Annotated in this window: 18 protein-coding genes; 8 read left to right on the forward strand and 10 right to left on the reverse strand. The window is 65.3% G+C overall.

All coding sequences use genetic code 11. The features are described 5' to 3' along the window. Window positions 1–58: 58 nt before the first annotated feature. The gene (locus OJJ21_RS07660) at window positions 59–556 is read right to left on the reverse strand and encodes an Lrp/AsnC family transcriptional regulator (protein ID WP_297684775.1); all 498 of its coding nucleotides are present in this window, start codon (window positions 554–556) and stop codon (window positions 59–61) included. A 777-nt stretch (window positions 557–1333) separates the two neighbouring features. On the opposite strand from OJJ21_RS07660, the gene trxB reads away from it, so the two are divergent. The 3 genes from trxB to OJJ21_RS07675 are packed head-to-tail and all read left to right on the forward strand — an operon-like array spanning window position 1334 to window position 5434. Then, on the forward strand, window positions 1334–2305 hold the full coding sequence (trxB, locus tag OJJ21_RS07665; RefSeq protein WP_297684777.1) for a thioredoxin-disulfide reductase: 972 nt from the start codon (window positions 1334–1336) through the stop codon (window positions 2303–2305). Window positions 2306–2339: 34 nt separating this feature from the next. Then, window positions 2340–3236 (forward strand): LysR family transcriptional regulator, encoded by an 897-nt coding sequence (locus OJJ21_RS07670; protein WP_297684779.1) that lies wholly within the window; start codon window positions 2340–2342, stop codon window positions 3234–3236. Between the two features lie 2 nt (window positions 3237–3238). Then, window positions 3239–5434 (forward strand): ATP-binding protein, encoded by a 2196-nt coding sequence (locus OJJ21_RS07675; RefSeq protein WP_297684781.1) that lies wholly within the window; start codon window positions 3239–3241, stop codon window positions 5432–5434. A gap of 268 nt (window positions 5435–5702) precedes the next feature. On the opposite strand, the gene OJJ21_RS07680 is transcribed toward OJJ21_RS07675, so the two are convergent. The 5 genes from OJJ21_RS07680 to OJJ21_RS07700 all read right to left on the reverse strand — a co-directional run bounded on the left by OJJ21_RS07680 (window position 5703) and on the right by OJJ21_RS07700 (window position 11113). Next, window positions 5703–6350: an HAD-IA family hydrolase gene (locus OJJ21_RS07680; protein ID WP_297684783.1), complete on the reverse strand. Its 648-nt coding sequence runs from the start codon at window positions 6348–6350 to the stop codon at window positions 5703–5705. Window positions 6351–6374: 24 nt separating this feature from the next. Beyond that, window positions 6375–7340: a protein-methionine-sulfoxide reductase catalytic subunit MsrP gene (gene msrP / locus OJJ21_RS07685; protein ID WP_297684785.1), complete on the reverse strand. Its 966-nt coding sequence runs from the start codon at window positions 7338–7340 to the stop codon at window positions 6375–6377. A gap of 145 nt (window positions 7341–7485) precedes the next feature. Next, window positions 7486–7965 carry a Dps family protein gene (locus tag OJJ21_RS07690; RefSeq protein ID WP_297684787.1) on the reverse strand — a complete coding sequence of 160 codons (480 nt, stop codon included), beginning with the start codon at window positions 7963–7965 and terminating at the stop codon, window positions 7486–7488. A 157-nt stretch (window positions 7966–8122) separates the two neighbouring features. After that, window positions 8123–9229 carry a methylated-DNA--[protein]-cysteine S-methyltransferase gene (locus OJJ21_RS07695; RefSeq protein ID WP_297684789.1) on the reverse strand — a complete coding sequence of 369 codons (1107 nt, stop codon included), beginning with the start codon at window positions 9227–9229 and terminating at the stop codon, window positions 8123–8125. 90 nt (window positions 9230–9319) lie between these two features. Further along, window positions 9320–11113, reverse strand: a complete 1794-nt coding sequence (locus tag OJJ21_RS07700) for an acyclic terpene utilization AtuA family protein (RefSeq protein WP_297684791.1) — start codon at window positions 11111–11113, stop codon at window positions 9320–9322. A gap of 88 nt (window positions 11114–11201) precedes the next feature. On the opposite strand from OJJ21_RS07700, the gene OJJ21_RS07705 reads away from it, so the two are divergent. From OJJ21_RS07705 to OJJ21_RS07715, 3 genes are read left to right on the forward strand one after another with little or no spacing between them, the layout of a single operon-like run. Beyond that, complete coding sequence (locus OJJ21_RS07705; protein WP_297684793.1) at window positions 11202–11987, forward strand: ComF family protein; 786 nt, start codon at window positions 11202–11204, stop codon at window positions 11985–11987. 43 nt (window positions 11988–12030) lie between these two features. Continuing rightward, on the forward strand, window positions 12031–12291 hold the full coding sequence (gene grxC / locus OJJ21_RS07710) for a glutaredoxin 3 (protein WP_297684795.1): 261 nt from the start codon (window positions 12031–12033) through the stop codon (window positions 12289–12291). A gap of 17 nt (window positions 12292–12308) precedes the next feature. Then, window positions 12309–13166, forward strand: coding sequence for a carbon-nitrogen hydrolase family protein (locus OJJ21_RS07715; protein ID WP_297684797.1), 858 nt, complete (start codon window positions 12309–12311; stop codon window positions 13164–13166). On the opposite strand, the gene OJJ21_RS07720 is transcribed toward OJJ21_RS07715, so the two are convergent. Genes OJJ21_RS07720 through OJJ21_RS07730 form a run of 3 tightly spaced genes read right to left on the reverse strand, consistent with a single transcriptional unit; the run spans window position 13121 to window position 15079 of the window. Further along, on the reverse strand, window positions 13121–13954 hold the full coding sequence (locus OJJ21_RS07720; protein WP_297684799.1) for an inositol monophosphatase family protein: 834 nt from the start codon (window positions 13952–13954) through the stop codon (window positions 13121–13123). The two genes, OJJ21_RS07715 and OJJ21_RS07720, sit on opposite strands and share 46 nt — an antisense overlap. A gap of 52 nt (window positions 13955–14006) precedes the next feature. After that, a complete protein-coding gene (locus tag OJJ21_RS07725; protein ID WP_297684801.1) occupies window positions 14007–14552 on the reverse strand; it encodes a GNAT family N-acetyltransferase in 546 nt (181 codons plus the stop codon). Further along, window positions 14549–15079, reverse strand: coding sequence for a class I SAM-dependent methyltransferase (locus tag OJJ21_RS07730; protein ID WP_297684803.1), 531 nt, complete (start codon window positions 15077–15079; stop codon window positions 14549–14551). Before OJJ21_RS07730 ends, OJJ21_RS07725 begins: the two co-directional genes overlap by 4 nt. Window positions 15080–15179: 100 nt before the next feature. Between OJJ21_RS07730 and OJJ21_RS07735 the strand changes: the two genes are divergently transcribed. Beyond that, the gene (locus OJJ21_RS07735; RefSeq protein ID WP_297684805.1) at window positions 15180–15599 is read left to right on the forward strand and encodes a DUF1178 family protein; all 420 of its coding nucleotides are present in this window, start codon (window positions 15180–15182) and stop codon (window positions 15597–15599) included. Between the two features lie 16 nt (window positions 15600–15615). Here OJJ21_RS07735 and ubiG read toward each other — a convergent pair whose 3' ends face one another. Further along, window positions 15616–16359 carry a bifunctional 2-polyprenyl-6-hydroxyphenol methylase/3-demethylubiquinol 3-O-methyltransferase UbiG gene (gene ubiG, locus OJJ21_RS07740; RefSeq protein WP_297684807.1) on the reverse strand — a complete coding sequence of 248 codons (744 nt, stop codon included), beginning with the start codon at window positions 16357–16359 and terminating at the stop codon, window positions 15616–15618. Between the two features lie 166 nt (window positions 16360–16525). On the opposite strand from ubiG, the gene OJJ21_RS07745 reads away from it, so the two are divergent. Beyond that, entirely contained in the window at window positions 16526–17746 is a 1221-nt protein-coding gene (locus OJJ21_RS07745) for an aspartate kinase (protein WP_297684809.1), read from the forward strand. The last annotated feature ends 47 nt before the right edge of the window (window positions 17747–17793 follow it).

Below are 17793 nucleotides of genomic sequence, written 5' to 3' on the forward strand. Positions count from 1 at the left end.
ATAAAAGCCCAGAAGATCATGATCGCTATACAATGCGATGGTCAAACGTCATTAAGTCTCAATCCGCCGCGATATCCTCGGCCGGCATATCCACCGGCACGCCCGGCTCGCTTTTCGAGCAGCGGATGGTCAGCGCGGTTTTCACATGCGCCACGTTCTGCAAAGCAGTCAATTCTCGCGTCAGGAATGTCTGGTAGGCGTCCCAGTCGCGCGCCACGATCTTCAGGATGAAATCGTTCTCGCCGGCCAGCATGTAGCATTCGCGCACCTGGGCCCAGCCGGTCACGGTCTGCTCGAAGGCCACCAGGTCATGCTCGGCCTGGCTGTTCAGCCCCACCATGGCAAACACGGTGACGCCATAGCCCAGCAGCTGCGGGTTGAGGTCGGCGTGATAGCCCTTGATATAGCCGGCCTCCTCCAGCGCCCGCACCCGGCGCAGGCAGGGCGGCGCCGAGATGCCGACCCGCGAGGCGAGGTCGACATTGGTCATGCGGCCGTCGGCCTGCAGATCGGACAGAATCTTGCGGTCGATGAGGTCGAGTTTCACGCGTTGCATGGAAAATTTTCTCAAATGGGAAGGTTACGCAATAATATTATAAAATCCCGCAAGAATCCAAGGCTTCCGGCAGAAAGAAAATTTCGTGTGCGGAGTATCGGCCGGTTTGCCCGGCCGGGCCGGGCTGTCGGCGGCCGGCCGGGAGGGGCTTGATTTCCGGATTAAAGTTCCCAATATGTTCCCATTGGCCCTGCCGGCAGCCCGCCGGCGGGTCCGCCCGCGCTGTTGGACATGTGAATATCGCAGATGTGCATACCGGTGCATGCGCCCCGGCCGCGCCGGTTCGGCCCGGTTCGGACTCGAACGGGCTCCGTTCGGCACGCAATGGGACGCGTTCAGCACTCCATGGGCTCGGTACAGCATCGAATGGACCTGACCCGGCACTGAACGAACCCGAACGAGCCGAAACGAACGCAAACGAGCCGAAACGAACCCGAACGAAGCGAAACGAACCCGAACGAACCCGAACGAACCCGAACGAACGCAAACGAGCCAAAATGAAACCGGGAGGGCGGCCTGTGGCCGCCGTCACCGCCGCCGCCGATTCCGCCGCCCTGCCGCCCGGCCGCGCTATATCGACTGCATACCAACACCGAGTCGTTTCCCTGCTGTCACCGGCCTGTCATTTGACCTTGCGGAAAAGCCGCGCCATTGCTTGCGGGAATTGCTTTCCCCGGGCCTTTCCCCCGCACCTGCCCTTGGCACCTGACCGGCCCGCTGTCATAATCGGAAACCGCTGGTTTTCAGCGTCTTAGCGCGTCCGGAGTCGCACGTCCCATGGCCACCACCCATCGCACCAAGGTTCTCATCCTCGGCTCCGGCCCGGCCGGACTGACGGCGGCGATCTATGCCGCGCGCGCCTCGCTGCAGCCGATCCTGGTGCATGGCCTGCAGCCCGGCGGCCAGCTCACCATCACCACCGATGTCGAGAATTATCCCGGCTTCGCCGAGGTGATCCAGGGCCCCTGGCTGATGGAGCAGATGGAGGCGCAGGCCAGGCATGTCGGCACCACCATCCTCAACGACTACATCGTGTCGGTCGATCTCTCGCAGCGGCCCTTCGTGGCCAAGGGCGACGGCGGCGATACTTACGTGGCCGACACGCTGATCATCGCCACCGGCGCGCAGGCCAAATGGCTCGGCCTGCCCAGCGAGCAGGCCTTCCAGGGCTTCGGCGTTTCCGCCTGCGCCACCTGCGACGGTTTCTTCTATCGCGGCAAGAAGGTTGTGGTGGTCGGCGGCGGCAACACCGCGGTGGAAGAGGCGCTCTATCTCACCAACCATGCCAGCGAAGTGGTGCTGGTGCATCGCCGCGACACGCTGCGCGCCGAGAAGATCCTGCAGGAGCGCCTGTTCAAGCATCCGAAGATCACGGTGATCTGGGATCATGCGGTCGACGAGATTCTCGGCGCCGAGGGCCAGGGCGTCACCGGCGTGCGGCTCAAGCATGTGAAGACCGGCGCGACGCAGGAGATCGCCACCGACGGCGTCTTCGTCGCCATCGGCCACACGCCGAATACCGAACTGTTCAGGGGCCAGCTGCCGCTCGATGCCGAAGGCTACCTCACGACGAAGCCGGGCACGACGCAGACCACGGTGGCCGGCGTGTTCGCCGCCGGCGACGTGCAGGACAAGATCTATCGCCAGGCCGTGACGGCGGCCGGCACCGGCTGCATGGCGGCGCTGGAGGCCGAGAAATTCATCGCGCATCACGCGCACAGCGACGCGTCGGCTGAGGCGGCCGACTGAACGCAGCTGCAAACTGCGTCTGTAAGGGGGACCTATGTCGGCGCTTGATTGGGACAAGCTGCGCATTTTCCATGCGGTGGCGGAAGCCGGCAGCCTGACCCATGCCGGCGAATCGCTCGGCCTGAGCCAGTCGGCGGTCAGCCGGCAGATCGGCGCGCTCGAAACCCAGCTCAATGCCACGCTGTTCCATCGCCATGCGCGCGGCCTGATCCTGACCGAACAGGGCGAGCTGCTGTATCGCACGGCGCGCGACATCTTCGCCCGCCTCGCCGTCACCGAGGCGATGATCGCCGATGCCAAGGACAAGCCGTCCGGCGAGCTCTGCGTCACCACCACAGTTGCATTTGGGACTGTGTGGCTGGCGCCGCGGCTGAAGGAATTCATGGACCTCTATCCCGATATCCGCATCGAGATGGTGGTGGACGATCGCGAACTCGATCTCTCCATGCGCGAGGCCGATGTGGCGATCCGCATGTGGAAGCCGACCCAGGCCGACCTGATCCACCGCAAGCTGCTCACCGTGCACAATCACGTCTATGCCTCGGTGGATTACGTCACCCGCTTCGGCGCGCCGCAGACCATCGAGGATCTCGACCGTCACCACCTGATCGTCTACGGCGAGGAAGCCCCGGCGCATTTCAACAACATCAACTGGCTGCTGCATGCCGGCGAGCCGGCTGTGCCGCGCGATCCGGTCCTGACGGTGAACAACGTCTATGGCGTGATGCAGTCGGTGGCCAGCGGGCTCGGCATCGCCGCGCTGCCCGATTATATGGTCGAGGGCAATCCGCGCATCGTGCGGGTGATGCCCAATATCGACGGACCCAGCTTCGATACCTACCTCGTGTATCCCGAAGAGCTGCGCAACACCAAGCGCCTTGCCGTGTTCCGCGATTTTCTGCTGCGCAAGGTGGCGGACTGGCGCTACTGAACATGGCCCCGCAATCGGAATCGGCGAGCGGCGGCGTTGCCCGGCGTAACGAACTGCTGGTGCGCGTGCGCCGGCCGCTCGATATGGCGCTGCAGGTCTTCGCCGCGGTCGCCGTGGTTCTGCTGCTCGACGATTACCTGCCGCTCGGCCTGCGGCTGGGATACCTCGCCGCCACGGCATCGGTGGTCGGCCTGCAGTATCTCACCCATCGCCGGTTCATGGCCGATCGCGAGCGCCGCAGCCGTGCCGGGGCCTGGCGCTGGCGGCTGATCGCCGTTTACAGCCTGAACGGCGCGCTGTTCGGCGCCACGGCGGCGACCATCGTCAGCCTGCCCTACGAGGCCGCACCGCTGCTGGCGCTGCTCTGTGTCGTCGGCATGATCGTTTCGGTCAGCCTCACGGTCGCCGTGCAACTGGTGGTCTCGGGCATCGTGATCGTGCTGTCGGTCCTGCCGGGCGTCGTGACCCTGATGCTGGCCGGATTGCCGGACCAGCGGCTGTTCGGCGCCGCCGGCCTGATCGTCATGGTGCTGCTGTTCAGTTTCGCGCACCGGCTCAACCGCTATTTCCGCCGCACCACCGACCTGGTCGAGCGTCTGCGCATGATGCTGCAGGACCGCACGCGCAGCAGTGCCGATGCCGAGGCCGCGCAGCGCCGGCTGCGCTCGATCCTGGATACCGCGCCATTTCCCATCGTCGTCGCGCGGCGCAACGACGGCGCCTTCCTCTACAGCAACCGCCCGGCGGCGGAACTCTTCGGCATCGAGGATAACAGTCCGACCGCCGCGCCGCGCTATGTGCTCGACCCCGTGCATCGCGAGCGGATTTTCAATGCGGGCGCGGTGCAGCCCGAGGAAGAGCTGCAGATCGCCACCGTGCAGGGGCGGGCGATCTGGGCCACCATGGCCGCCGTGCCCATGCGGTATGGCGAGGAGGATGCCGCCCTGGTAGTGGTGAATGACATCACGGCGAAGAAGGCATCCGAGGAAAAACTGCGCGAGGCCGAGCAGCGCCTGATCGATGCCCTGGCCGTGGCGCCGGATGGCGTCGCCCTGTTCGATGGCGAGCAGCGCCTGCTGGTCTGCAATCCGGCCTATGCCGGTATCATCGGCGTGCCGCTTGAGGCCATCGCCGGCATGACGCACCAGGATATCTGCCTGGCCTCGGTGCGCGCCCGGCCGGCCCCGCAGGCGGCCGGCGTGCAGACCGATTACCAGGAATGGCTGGACACGCGGCGGCGCACCTTCACGGCCGGCCGCAGCGAGCCGCATATCTTCTACGACACGCGCGACCGGCGCTGGCTGCAGATCCGCGATTTCCGCCTCGACTCCGGCGGCACCGCATCGCTGATCACCGATATCACGGTGCTGAAGCGCAGCGAACGCGAACTGCGCGAAGCCAACGACACGCTCGCCGCCCGCGGCGAAACGCTGGAAGCGGCGCGCAAGGCGGCGATCAAGGCGCACCAGGATGCCGAATATGCCAATCGCGCCAAGAGCCAGTTCCTCGCGCATATGAGCCATGAGCTGCGCACGCCGCTGAATGCCATCATCGGTTTTTCCGAGATCATGGCGCTGCAGCTGCTCGGCGCCTCCGGCGTGCCGCAATACGACCGATACGCCAACGACATCCTGGCGGCCGGGCGTCATCTGCTGGCGGTGATCGACGACATCCTGGATCTCTCGAAGGTCGAAGCCGGCAAGATGAAACTGGCGGCCGCGCCGGTGCCCTGGGATCGCCTGTTCCAGGATTGCATGACACTGCTGCGCCCGCTCGCGGCCGACCGCATGGTGACGTTGCAGGTGGAGCCGGCGCCCGAGGGCGCCACGGTCTTTGCCGATGAACGGCTGGCCAAGCAGATGCTGGTCAACCTGCTGTCCAATGCGGTGAAATACACGCCCTCGGGCGGCTATGCGCTGATCCGGCTGCTGCCCGGCGCGGACGGCAGCGCGGTGGTCGAGGTGGTGGATAGCGGTGTCGGCATGGATCAGGCCGATGTGCAAAAGGCACTCGAGCCTTTCGGCCGCATCGATTCCGCGCTGGTCTCGCAGATGCGCGGCACCGGCCTGGGCCTGCCGCTGGTCAAGGCCCTGATCGAGCTGCATGGCGGCCGCCTGGATATCGAGTCCGTGCCTGGTACCGGCACGACGGTGCGCCTGTATTTTCCGGCCCCGCAGGCCCCGCAACTGCAGTTATAAGCTGTTGAATCGCATAACTTAGTAGGCGGCTTTCAGTTATGCGCTGCCCGCATGGCTGAGTTGTAAATTCAATGGATACTCAAACGAGTCACCAGGCGGTACATCATTGCCTGTCAGATGTTGCGTCGCAGCATCTTCCGGTTTTTGGCTTCGGCCAGAAACTCTGGCCGCTGCAGCTCCCCCGCTGCTTCGGTCAGTCCGCGCGTCTCGCGCGGAGCCTCCCTGTTAAGACTTTGCCGGCCTGTAACCCAGGCCGGCTTTTTTTTGCTCAGGCGGCCAGCAGAGCCGGCAATGCGGCCATGTCGCGAAAGACCCGGCAGCCCAGCGCGGCGAAGGCCGCATCATCACCCTCGGGCCGATAGGCAAAGACCGTCATGCCGGCGCGGATGCCGGCGGTGGCGCCGGGCAGGCTGTCCTCGATGGCGGCACAGCGCGCCGGGGCGTGGCCCATCTGCGCGGCGGCATAGAGATACACATCCGGCGCCGGCTTGGGTTCGGCGACATGATGCACGCTGAACAGCTTGTCGCCGAAATGCGTTGCCAGCCCGGTCAGTTCCAGGCTGAAGGCGATCTTCTCCGGTGCCGAGGAGGAGGCCACGCATTTGGGCTGGCTCAACTGCTGCAGCATTGCGGGTACCCCGGCAATTGGCACCAGCGCCTGGCGGTAGCTGGCATAGGTCGCTTCCTTCAGCTCGGCGACGAAGCCATCGGGCACCGACGGCAGGCCATAGGTGTCGCGGGCCAGGGAGAGGCAGTTGGAAACGGTGAGGCCGGTGAAATCCCGGGTGACGCGCGTCAGATCGAAGGCGGGGTCGAGACCGAGCGTCACGAGTTTTTCATAAAACACGCGATTGGCCAGCGTCTCTGAATCCACCAGCGTGCCGTCGAGATCAAAGATGATGAGGTCATGGGCCATCCGCCATGGATAGCCCGGCCCGTATCACATGAAAAGCTTTTCGCTGCCCAGGTTCTTGTACAGCTCGGCGACCTGCTCGCCGTAGCCGTTATAGATCTGGGTCGGGATGCGCTTGCCGGTGCCGATCACTTCCTCGGTGGCCTGGCTCCAGCGCGGATGCGCCACCATCGGATTGACGTTGGCCCAGAAGCCGTATTCGCCGTCCTGCAGCGCTTCCCAGAAGGTCTTCGGCCGCTTGTCGGTGAAGGTGAAGCGCACGATGGATTTCACCGACTTGAAACCGTATTTCCACGGCACCGCCAGGCGCAGCGGCGCGCCGTTCTGTTTCGGCATCGGCTTGCCGTAGATGCCGGTGGCGATATAGGCCAGCTCGTTGCGGGCTTCCTCGATGGTCAGGCCCTCGGTGTAGGGCCAGGGATACCAGAACTGCTTCTGGCCGCTGGCTTCTTGGGGCCGCGAGAAGGTTTCCATCTTCAGGTATTTCGCACCCGACATCGGCGCGGCGAAATCGACCAGCGCCCTGAGCGGGAAACCGGTCCACGGCACCGCCATGCTCCAGGCCTCGACGCAGCGGTGGCGATACAGCCGCTCATCGACCGGCATCTTGCGGATCAGGTCTTCGGCATCGATGGTGATGTCCTTGGCCACCATGCCGTCGATCTTCACCTGCCAGGGTTTGAGGGTCAGTGCCTGGGCCGGCTTGACGATGTTCTTGCTGGTGCCGAATTCGTAGAAGTTGTTGTAGCTGGTGGCGACCTTTTCCTCGGTCATGTCGCGGCCCAGCTCATAGGCCGGATTGCGCTTGGCCGGATAGAGATCGGCAGCCACAGCGGCGGCATCCGTCGCGCCCCAGGCCGGGCGCCAGCCAGCGCTGGCGGCGATGCCGGCCGCGCCCATGCCGAGCAGCAGCTTGCGGCGATCGAAGAACACGGCTTCCGGGGTTGCCTGGCTTTCCGGCAATTCCCAACCGCGACGACGCTTGATCAGCATGACATTCACTCCGCTTCGCATCCGGGTTCGGAAATCCGGCTGTAACCCGACAGGGGTGAACCTAGCGGGTCACAGGCCGGCTTCCAATCAAGCTTCGGTGAAGCGAGGCGAAACGTTACAGGCGGGCCGAAGAATTTTCGGCCGCTTACTTCTTTTCCAGCAGGCTGCGCAGCATCCAGGCGGTCTTTTCATGGATCTGCATGCGCTGGGTCAGCAGGTCGGCGGTCGGCTCGTCGGACGATTTCTCGACCACCGGGAAGATCGCACGCGCGGTCTTGCTCACCGCCTCGTTGCCCTTCACCAGGTCCTTGATCATGTCCTGCGCGGCCGGCACGCTGGTTTCTTCCTTGATCGAGGACAGCTTGGCGTATTGCGCATAGGAGCCCGGCGCGTAATGGCCCAGGGCGCGGATGCGCTCGGCGATCAGGTCCACGGCCAGCGCCAGTTCGGTGTATTGCACCTCGAACATGGTGTGCAGGGTCTGGAACATCGGGCCTTCGACATTCCAGTGGTAATTGTGGGTCTTCAGATAGAGCGTGTAGGTGTCGGCCAGCAGGCGCGACAGACCATCGGCAATCTTTTTGCGTTCTTTCTCGGCAATGCCGATATCGACAGCAACAGCCATGGGGGCTACTCCTTGTTTTCTGCGGTTCCGCTTCGTTAATTTAGAACTATTCCAATGGACTGCAAGTTTCCCTGCCATGCAAAGCTATCATGGCAGCCGCCATTCGGTGCCGATTGAAGCGGAAATTTATTGCCGCAGGATGTCGCAGCTCGCGCTGCTACTCGGCCGGTTCCAGCGCCACGCCTTCACCGGTGAGCAGCTTTTCCTTGCGCTCCAGACCCCAGCGATAACCGCCCAGACCGCCATCGCTGCGCAGGGCGCGGTGGCATGGCACCAGCACGCCGATGATGTTGTTGCCACAGGCCGAGCCGACAGCACGGGCGGCTTTCGGCGCACCCAGGCTCTGGGCGATCTGTTGGTAGGTGCGCGTCTCGCCGGCCGGAATGGCCTGCAGCGCGGTCCAGACGCGAATCTGGAACGGGGTGCCGCGCAGATCGAGCCGCAGGCCTTTCGGCGGCGCGCGGCCGGCCAGCATGGCATCGAGTGCGGCGAAGGCCGCGCTGCCGGCGGCATCGTCGCGGTCGATCCGCGCGGCGGGGAATTCGTCGCGCAGCTCGGCCAGCATGGCCTTTTCGGTGTTGCCGAACAGCAGGGCGGCCACGCCGCGCGTGCTCTCGGCCACCAGGGTGGAGCCCATCGCGGTGCGGCGGATCGCCACCGTCAGCGTCAGGCCTTCGCCGCCACGACGGTAATCGGCCGGCGTCATGCCGAGCCAGCGACCGGCTTTCTCGTAGACCCGGCTGGCGGCGCCGAAACCGGCGCCATAGATGGCATCGCTCACGCCGCTGCTATGCCGCAGTTCATGCTTGAGCACGGCAACACGCTGCGCTTCGGCATAGGCGCGCGGGCTGAGGCCGTAGGCCGCCGCGAAGCGACGCTGCAGATGGGTGGCGCCCATATGGGCGGTCTTCGCCAGTTCAGCCAGCGTGGGCGTAGCTTCGCCGGCGGCGAGCCGGCGGTCGATCAGCAGCCGCGCACGCTCCAGCCGTGCATCGGCGGCGGGGACCTGCCCCTCAACATAATTCTGGGGCCGGCAACGTTTGCAGGGCCGGAAGCCGGCAGCCTGTGCGCTCGCGGCATCATCGAAGATGCGCACATTCTCGCGTTTCGGCGCGCGGCTGACGCAGGACGGGCGGCAGAAGATTTTCGTGCTCGCCACGCCGTAGAAGAAGCGGCCATCGAAGCCGGCATCGTTGCCGCGGATGGCGGCGAACTCGGTGTCGGTGGGCAGTCTGGGGGTGGGCAGTCGCTGTGTCTGTGTCATGGGCAAAAGGATAGGGCGGCCATCCGGCTGCCACTATCCGCCTTTTGCGCAGCGATTCCCAGTTCCGGGGCTTTTTACACGGGCCAGTCTTTATAAGGGCCAGTCGACCGGCACCGGCACCGGGAAATCCAGCAGCATCTGGGCAAAGGCCTTGCCCTGCGGGTCATTCCGCAGGCTGGCGATCCCGCCGCCGCCCAGCGCGTCGTGCAGCAGGAAATTCAGCCCGTTGATACCCGGCCAGTCGAAGCGCTCGACCGATCCCTCCACCAGATGGGCGAACCAGCCCGCCACGGCTTCCGGGGTGAGTGCTGCGCGGATCGCCGGCAGATAGTCGGGCTTGCGGGCGATCACGCCGATATTGCTGTCGTTGCCCTTGTCGCCCGAACGGGCATAAGCGAGGCGCACCAGCGGCACGGTTCTGGTGGCACCGGCGGGAAGCGTGGCCGTCGTGGCGCGGCCGGCGGCCGGCCCTTCCGGTTCGCCGGCGATCAATGGGGCCGCGTAAGGCCTGGCTTCGCCATCCGTATCGAGGGCAAGAGCAAGACTGGCTTTCGGGATGAAGCAGGAAAACAGCCGCACCACCGGCTGCGGCGACGGCCGGCCACCGAAAAAGCCGGTGGTGCCGGGCGAGAAGGACGTGCCGGCCGGGGCGATCTCGCGGGCGAAGATTTCCAGCGCGGTTTTCTCGGCATGGCTGACCGCCAGCTTCATCACCACCTCGCGGCTGGTCCGCGCGCCGGGCGTGGCCTGCGGACCGTACATCGCCTCGCTGCCGAGGATTTCGATCGAGGTCGCGCGATAGTCGCCGAGATTGAGCATGGCGAAGATGCGACGGGTGCGTTTCAGGATCGCCTCGGCGCTGCGTTCGGCCTTCTCGCGCGCATCGATGCCGCCAATGGTCATATGCGCCACGGCGCGGAAACCATCGAGATACGTGGCCGAGACCTTGTAGCGGTCCGACGGCGGCCGGCCCTTCGCGTTCGACACGCGCACGCGGTTGCCACCCAGATTCTCGATTTTTACGGCGGTGAAATCGCAGGTCACATCCGGCAGCCTGTAGCAGGCCGGATCGCCGATCTCGTAGACCAGCTGTTCGGCCACGGTGCCGAAGCTGACCAGACCGCCGGTGTCTTTCGGCTTGGTGACGACGAAACTGCCGTCTGCGGAAATCTCGGCGATGGGATAGCCGATATTGTCCCAGTCCGGGACGTCGCGCCAATCGGTGAACAGACCGCCCGAGGCCTGCGCGCCGCATTCGATGATGTGTCCGGCGAGGCTGCCGCCGGCGAGGCGGTCGAAATCCCGCAGGTCCCAGCCGAATTCATGCAGCAGCGGGCCGAGGCATAAAGCTGAATCGACGCAGCGGCCGGTGACCACGATATCGGCGCCGGCCTGCAGCGCGGCGGCGATCGGCGCCGCGCCCAGATAGGCATTGGCCGACATGAAGCGGGCCGGTAGCTCGGTGCCCGCCTGCATCGGCTCAAGCTGCGGCTTCATCGTCTCGATCTGCGGCAGCAGGTCATCGCCCAGCACGACACCAACTTTGAGTGAAAGTCCGGCCTCGGCAATCAGTGCGCGGATAGCAGTAGCGCAGGCTGCGGGGTTCACGCCGCCGGCATTGGCCACCACCTTCACCTTGCGCCGCGCCAGTTCGGGCAGCAGGCGCTTCATGGTGACCGTGACGAAATCGGTGGCGTAACCCTGCATCGGGTCCTTGGCGCGCATGCGCGCCATGATCGACATGGTGATCTCGGCCAGGTAGTCGAAGATCAGATAATCGACCTCGCCCTGGGCCAGCAGCTGCGGCGCCGCCACCATGGAATCGCCCCAGAAGGCCGATGCGCCGCCGATGCGGATGGTCCTGCCACCCTCTGTGATGCTCATGTGTCGTTTCCTCTGCCGGCTTTTTCTGCCACCATAATCAGCCAGAGCGTCTTCGTCATGCCTGACGCTGCGTCATACCCGGGTATCCATGCTGGGCAGTCACGACAGTTTCGTATTGCACGGCCTGCGTCATGGCTGGCGCCGGATATGGCGCGGTGGTGTCGATGCGCTGCTGCCGCCCCAATGCATGCTGTGCACCGTGCAGGTCGACGAACCCGGCCGGCTCTGCCTCAACTGCTGGCCCAGCGTGAATTTCATCGCCGCGCCCTGCTGCCCGGTCTGCGGGATTCCTTATGCCGTGCCGGTGCCCGATGCCCTGGTCTGCGGTGCCTGCCTGAAACAGCCGCCGCCCTTCGCCCGGGCGCGTGCGGCTTTCATCTATGGCGGCGGCGGCCGCGATCTGGTGCTGCGGTTCAAACGCGGCGACCGCACCGACCTGGCGCCCGGCCTGGCGATGCTGATGCGGAATGCGGGTGCCGCCCTGCTGGCCGATTGCGATGTCATTCTGCCGGTCCCGCTGCATCGCTGGCGTTTGTGGCGGCGGCGGTTCAACCAGTCGGCCCTGCTGGCGCAGGCTCTGGGCCGGATCGCCGACCGGCCGGTCCGGCTCGACCTGCTGGAGCGCCCGCGCCCGACCCGCAGCCTCGGCCGGCTCAACCGTACGGCCCGGCAGCGGGAACTGGCCGGCGCGATCCGGGTTGCAGCCGGGCGGGCGGAAGAGGTCCGCGGCCGGCGCCTGCTGCTGGTGGATGACGTGTTTACCACCGGGGCGACGGTGAATGCCTGTTGCCGGGCGCTGCGCCGGGCCGGGGCCGCCGAGGTGACGGTGCTCACCCTCGCCCGGGTTGTTCGGGCCGAGCAGGGCGCCATATAATCGGACATGACAAGCGAGGGGCGCTCGCTTAAAGGAATCTGCCATGGCCCAGATCGAAATCTACACCACCTTCATGTGCCCCTACTGCGCGCGCGCCAAGGCGCTGCTCGACAAGAAGGGACAGAGCTACAACGAGATCGACGTGTCCTACGATGCCGCCAAGCGCGAAGAGATGACGCAGAAAGCCGGTGGCGTTCGCACCGTGCCGCAGATCTGGATCAACGGCACGCATGTCGGCGGTTCGGACGATCTCTACGCGCTGGAGCGCGCGGGCAAGCTCGATCCGCTGCTGAACGCAGCCTGAAACAGGGAAGCACCGGTATGGCGCGCAAGGTCAGGATCGGGCTGGTTCAGCCCAATATCTGGGACGACATGGAGACCAACATCGCCCATGTCTCCGCCCTGGTGCGCCAGGCGAAGACTGACGGCGCCGAGTTCATCGCCACGCCGGAGAATTCCGGTTTCATGGGACTGAATGCAGCCGCCAGTGTCGCCGCCGGCAGGCCGGAAGACAGCCATCCGGCGCTGCAGGCTTTCCGCAAACTCTCGGAAGAGCTCCGCACCTGGCTGCTGGTCGGCTCGCTGGCGATCAAACCTGACGGCGCCAACCGCAATTTCAATCGCTCCTACCTGCTGGCGCCCGATGGCAAAATCGCCGCGCGCTACGACAAGATCCATCTCTTCGATGTCGATCTGCCGTCGGGCGAAACCTATCGCGAGTCCAACTCGATCGCGCCGGGCGGCGAGGGCGTGCTGGCGTCGCTGCCCTTCGGCACGCTCGGCATGTCGGTCTGCTACGATCTGCGCTTCCCCGGCCTCTATCGCGGCCTGGCCCAGGCCGGCGCCGACCTGATCTCGATTCCGGCCGCCTTCACCCGCACCACCGGGCAGGCGCACTGGCATGTGCTGATGCGCGCCCGCGCCATCGAGACGGGCGCCTTCGTGATCGCGCCGGCGATGTGGGGCGACCATCCGGGCAACCGGCAGACCTATGGCCATTCGCTGGTGATCGATCCCTGGGGCCGCGTGCTGGCCGATATGGGCGATGGCGTCGGTACGAAAGTGGTGGAGATTGATCTGGCCGAAGTGGCCAAGGCGCGGGCGCAGATTCCGGCCTGGCGCCACGACCCGGCCTATGCGTTACCGGCCCGCAATTTCACCGGCCGCGCGGCGGAATAAAGCGGCAGGTTGACGCCCATCGCCTGCACGAAGGGTGTCCACAGCGCCGGCGTCAGCATCAGCACCGGCTCGGCCTGCTGCAGGCCGCCGGCTTCATAATCGTTGGTGAGGCCGCCGGCCTCGCGCACCAGGATCAGCCCGGCCAGCGCATCCCAGGCTTTCATCTTCAGTTCGTAGAAACCGTCCAGCCCGCCCGAGGCGGTCAGCGCCATCAGCAGCAATCCGCTGCCGAGCCGGCGATACTGGCAATGCGCGCCGAGCAGCCGGTCGATCACTTTGGCATGCGGTCCCGGCGCTTCGCCATGGCCATAGCCGATGCCGATGCAGGCGTGGTCGATCCGGGTGGTGTCGCTCACGGATATCGGCTTGCCGTTGCAGAAGGCGCCATGGCCATGCCGCGCGGTATAGAGCCTGTCGGCAACCGCATCATAGATCAGGCCGAGTTCGATACGGCCATTCACCATCAGGGCGATGGCGACGCACCAGTAGGGCAGGCCGCGCACGTAATTCGCCGTGCCGTCGATGGGATCGATCACCCAGAGCGCATCGGTATCGCCGCCGCGGCGGCCGCGTTCCTCGCCCAGGATGCCGTCATGCGGAAAGGCGGCGAGCAGCCGCGAGGCGATCAGGTCTTCGGTTTCGGCATCGGCCTGGCTGACGAAATCCTGCACGCCCTTCAGCTGGACCACCAGCTCGCTGCGATTGTCGAAAAAGCCGCGCGCCAGCCTGCCCGCTTCGCGGATCACCTGGGTCGCATGCTGCAGGCGCTGGTCGATATCGATCATCATGGCCGGATGCTACGCCCCGGCGCGGCGCGACCCAACAGCTAATTGGTAAAATTCACGCTTGCACACTTTCCGTTTGCATCGTGTTCCAGGTTTCGCGCGGCAGGTTGAACCAGCTCACGGTCTTTTCCCAGATCGGCCCGTCGCCGGTATAAGCGAAGCCGAGTTTCGTCAGCACGCGTTGCGAGCCCCGGTTTTCCGGTGCCGTCAGCCCGATCAGCTGCTGCAGGCCGATCTGCCCGAAGCCGAAGCGCAGCGCGGCCTGCCCGGCCTCGCTGGCCAGGCCGCGGCCCCAGGCCGTCTTGGCCAGCAGATAGAGCAATTCCGTTTGCTCCGCCTCCGCCACCCAGCGCAATCCGCATTGCCCGAGCAGCCGGCCGCTGACGCGATCCTGCACCGCCCAGACGCCGTAGCCGCGACGGTCCCAGTGGTCGTTGAAATTGTGGATGTTGCTCTTGGCGCGCTCCTGCGCCTGGGCGCGCGGCAGGCCGCGTCCGGGCAGCATATGGCGCATCACCTGATCGTCAGCGTAAAAGCGCGCCAGGCCTTCCCAGTCGGCGCCGACGAAACGGCGCAGCACCAGCCGTTCGGTTTCGATCATGATGCCTTCACGGCGCAGATGCGTTGCCGCACGGCATTGGTCTCTTCGCCCTGTTCGAAGGCGCGGATGTCGCAGCCGGCCTCGCGGCACCAGTCCAGCAGTTCATGCGGCTGCAGCAGGAAATCGGGATTGCCCGGCTTGCCGAAGCGCTCGTTGCCGTGCATGAAGGTTTCATAGATCAGCACGCCGCCGGGCTTCAGCGCAGCGATCAGTTGCGGCTTCAGCGGTCGCCACAGATAGTTGGTGACGACCAGAGCGTCGAACTGCCGGCCATCTTTCAGAGGCCAGGGGCCGTTTTCGATATCGGCCTCGATCAGCTCGGCGCTTTCGCGATCCTTCAGGTCGGCCACGCCGGCGAGAGTCCGGTCCAGGAAAACCACCGGATGCCCGCGCTCCAGGAACAGCCGGCCGTGACGGCCGCCGCCGCAGGCCAGGTCGAGCACGGCGCCGCCCGCTGCCACCAGCGGGGCGAAGCGCACAACCCAGGGCGAGGGGGCGCCGCTACCGGGCGGATGTGCTGTCGCCATCCCGGTTTTTCGCCCCCTTGTTGCGCGGTTGTGACCGCCCCATGTATAACCTGTTGCAGTTTAAGGAAGGTTACGGCACGGGCCGAATCACCGACGAGCCATGATCAAGTACGAACTCAAATGCCGCAAGGACCATGTCTTCGAGGCGTGGTTTTATGACAGCGCCACCTACGACAAACAGGAGGCCGGCGGCAAGGTCGTGTGCCCGGTCTGCAACTCGCGCAAAGTGACCAGAGCGCCGATGGCGCCGCGCATCGGCAAGTCGAAAAGTCAGGTCGCGGCCGCCGAAGCCAAACAGCAGGCCATGGCGCTGAAAGCGCTGGCCGAAATCCGCGACCATGTCGAGAAGAATGCCGACTATGTCGGCGACCAGTTCGCCGAAGAGGCGCGCAAGATCCATTACGGCGAAGTGGACAAGCGCAGCATCTACGGCGAGGCGACCAGGGAAGAGGCCGAGGACCTGGCCGAAGAAGGCGTCGACGTCGCCATGATTCCCTGGCTGCCCAGAGGAGATGCCTAACTGGGGGATGCGTAAGTCACGCGTCCTTCACCGCCACCAGCATGTAATTCACGTCGGTATCGCGGCTGATCTTCCAGCGGTCGTCGAGCAGACTGTAGCTGACGCCAGCGACCTCCTGCAGCGTCAGCCCGGCGCGGCGCAAGCCGCCGGCCAGTTCATGCGGCTTGAGAAACTTCTTCCAGTCATGCGTGCCGCGCGGCACCCAGCCGAGAATGTATTCGGCCGCCACGATGCCGAGCGCGTAGGATTTCGGCGTGCGGTTCAGCGTGGCGGCGATCAGCAGGCCGCCGGGCTTCACCATCTCGCCGCAACTGCTGAGGAAGCCCTCCAGGTCGGCGACATGCTCCACCACCTCCAGCGCCAGCACCACGTCGAACTGCTCGCCGGCCGCCGCCAGGTCCTCAGCGCTGGTGCAGCGATAGTCGATGGCCACGCCGGCCTCGGCGGCATGCAGGCCGGCCACGCCGATATTGCGTTCGGACGCGTCGGCGCCGATCACTTCGGCGCCCAGCCGGGCCATCGGCTCCGACACCAGACCGCCGCCGCAGCCGATATCCAGCAGCCGCAGGCCCCTGAATGGATTGTCGGACAAGGTGTCGCGACGGAAATGTGTTGCGATGCGGTCGCGGATAAACTGCAGCCGGACCGGGTTGAATTTGTGCAGCGGCCTGAACTTCCCCTGCGGGTCCCACCATTCCGCCGCCATGGCGGAAAAACGGGCGATTTCGGCGGGGTCGATACTGGCGGCGGACTGGCTCATGCGGCGACTCGCTCGGGCCCGACAAAGGGCTAAGGAAACGGGGGAATTTTCCGTCCCGGTCGGCTTGCTCCGGACCGGTCCCGAGAGTATTAAGGACCCGCCTTTTAACCGGCAAGGTTCCTGCCGGTAACTATCGACAACGAACAGTGAAATAGGATCGAGCGACATGGCGCGCTTGGTGATGAAATTCGGCGGCACATCGGTCGGTTCGGTCGATCGGATCAGGAATGTCGCCAACAAGGTGAAGCGCGAGGTCGACGCCGGCAACCAGGTTGCCGTGGTGGTGTCGGCCATGTCGGGCGAGACCAACCGTCTGGTCGACCTGTGCAAGCAGATCGACCCGGTGCACGACCAGCGCGAATACGACACCGTTGTGGCCGCCGGCGAACAGGTCACCACCGGCCTGGTCTCGATCGCGCTGCAGGCGGCCGGCATCAAGGCCCGCTCCTGGCAGGGCTGGCAGGTGCCGATCCGCACCAACGACATGCACGGCCGCGCCCGCATCGAGGAGATCGACGGCGCCGCCATGATCGCCGACATGACCGCCGGCGTGGTGCCGGTGGTGGCCGGGTTCCAGGGCGTCGGTCCGGGCGAGCGCATCGCCACTCTGGGCCGCGGCGGTTCGGATACCTCGGCGGTGGCGCTGGCCGCCGCGCTGAAGGCCGACCGTTGCGACATCTACACCGATGTCGATGGCGTCTACACCGCCGATCCGCGCATCGTGAAAAAGGCGCGCAAGCTGGATAAGATCACCTACGAGGAGATGCTGGAACTGGCCTCGCTCGGTGCCAAGGTGCTGCAGACCCGCTCGGTGGAAATGGCGATGAACCACCGGGTACGGACCCAGGTTCTGTCGAGCTTTGCCGATGTGGCCGGCACGCTCGTAGTGGATGAGGAAGAGATCGTGGAAAAGCAGATTGTCTCCGGCGTCACCTATTCCGCCGATGAAGCCAAGGTCACCCTGATCGGCGTCGCCGACCGCCCCGGCATTGCCGCCGGCATTTTCGGCCCGCTGTCGGATGCCGGCATCAATGTCGACATGATCGTCCAGAACATCTCCGAGGACGGCAAGAAGACCGACATGACCTTCACCATGGGCCGCAGCGATCTCGATCGCGCCGTGCAGATCCTGGAGAAGCAGGAAAAGAACCTCGGCTGGGTCAAGCTGGTGCCGGACAAGAACGTGATCAAGGTCTCGGTGGTCGGCGTCGGCATGCGCAGCCATGCCGGCGTGGCGCATATCATGTTCAAGGCGCTGGCCGACAAGAACATCAATATCCAGGCGATCACCACCTCCGAGATCAAGGTCAGCGTGTTGATCAGTGCCGATTATACCGAACTGGCGGTGCGCGCCCTGCACACCGCCTTCGGGCTCGACGCCGAATGAAGACGAGCCGCATGAAGACGGAGGGCCGATGCGGGGAGGGCATGCCA

It is taken from the genome of Ferrovibrio sp. (assembly GCF_025869515.1).
In the GTDB taxonomy this organism is placed as follows: Bacteria; Pseudomonadota; Alphaproteobacteria; order Ferrovibrionales; family Ferrovibrionaceae; genus Ferrovibrio.

Coding starts and splice junctions, on each gene's coding strand:
- OJJ21_RS07660 (WP_297684775.1), bottom strand. CDS start 556: ATGCAACGCGTGAAACTCGACCTCATCGACCGCAAGATTCTGTCCGAT.
- OJJ21_RS07720 (WP_297684799.1), bottom strand. CDS start 13,954: ATGATGATCGATATCGACCAGCGCCTGCAGCATGCGACCCAGGTGATC.
- OJJ21_RS07705 (WP_297684793.1), top strand. CDS start 11,202: ATGCTGGGCAGTCACGACAGTTTCGTATTGCACGGCCTGCGTCATGGC.
- OJJ21_RS07730 (WP_297684803.1), bottom strand. CDS start 15,079: ATGGCGACAGCACATCCGCCCGGTAGCGGCGCCCCCTCGCCCTGGGTT.
- msrP (WP_297684785.1), bottom strand. CDS start 7,340: ATGCTGATCAAGCGTCGTCGCGGTTGGGAATTGCCGGAAAGCCAGGCA.
- OJJ21_RS07700 (WP_297684791.1), bottom strand. CDS start 11,113: ATGAGCATCACAGAGGGTGGCAGGACCATCCGCATCGGCGGCGCATCG.
- OJJ21_RS07695 (WP_297684789.1), bottom strand. CDS start 9,229: ATGACACAGACACAGCGACTGCCCACCCCCAGACTGCCCACCGACACC.
- trxB (WP_297684777.1), top strand. CDS start 1,334: ATGGCCACCACCCATCGCACCAAGGTTCTCATCCTCGGCTCCGGCCCG.
- OJJ21_RS07690 (WP_297684787.1), bottom strand. CDS start 7,965: ATGGCTGTTGCTGTCGATATCGGCATTGCCGAGAAAGAACGCAAAAAG.
- OJJ21_RS07735 (WP_297684805.1), top strand. CDS start 15,180: ATGATCAAGTACGAACTCAAATGCCGCAAGGACCATGTCTTCGAGGCG.
- grxC (WP_297684795.1), top strand. CDS start 12,031: ATGGCCCAGATCGAAATCTACACCACCTTCATGTGCCCCTACTGCGCG.
- OJJ21_RS07680 (WP_297684783.1), bottom strand. CDS start 6,350: ATGGCCCATGACCTCATCATCTTTGATCTCGACGGCACGCTGGTGGAT.
- OJJ21_RS07715 (WP_297684797.1), top strand. CDS start 12,309: ATGGCGCGCAAGGTCAGGATCGGGCTGGTTCAGCCCAATATCTGGGAC.
- OJJ21_RS07745 (WP_297684809.1), top strand. CDS start 16,526: ATGGCGCGCTTGGTGATGAAATTCGGCGGCACATCGGTCGGTTCGGTC.
- OJJ21_RS07675 (WP_297684781.1), top strand. CDS start 3,239: ATGGCCCCGCAATCGGAATCGGCGAGCGGCGGCGTTGCCCGGCGTAAC.
- ubiG (WP_297684807.1), bottom strand. CDS start 16,359: ATGAGCCAGTCCGCCGCCAGTATCGACCCCGCCGAAATCGCCCGTTTT.
- OJJ21_RS07670 (WP_297684779.1), top strand. CDS start 2,340: ATGTCGGCGCTTGATTGGGACAAGCTGCGCATTTTCCATGCGGTGGCG.
- OJJ21_RS07725 (WP_297684801.1), bottom strand. CDS start 14,552: ATGATCGAAACCGAACGGCTGGTGCTGCGCCGTTTCGTCGGCGCCGAC.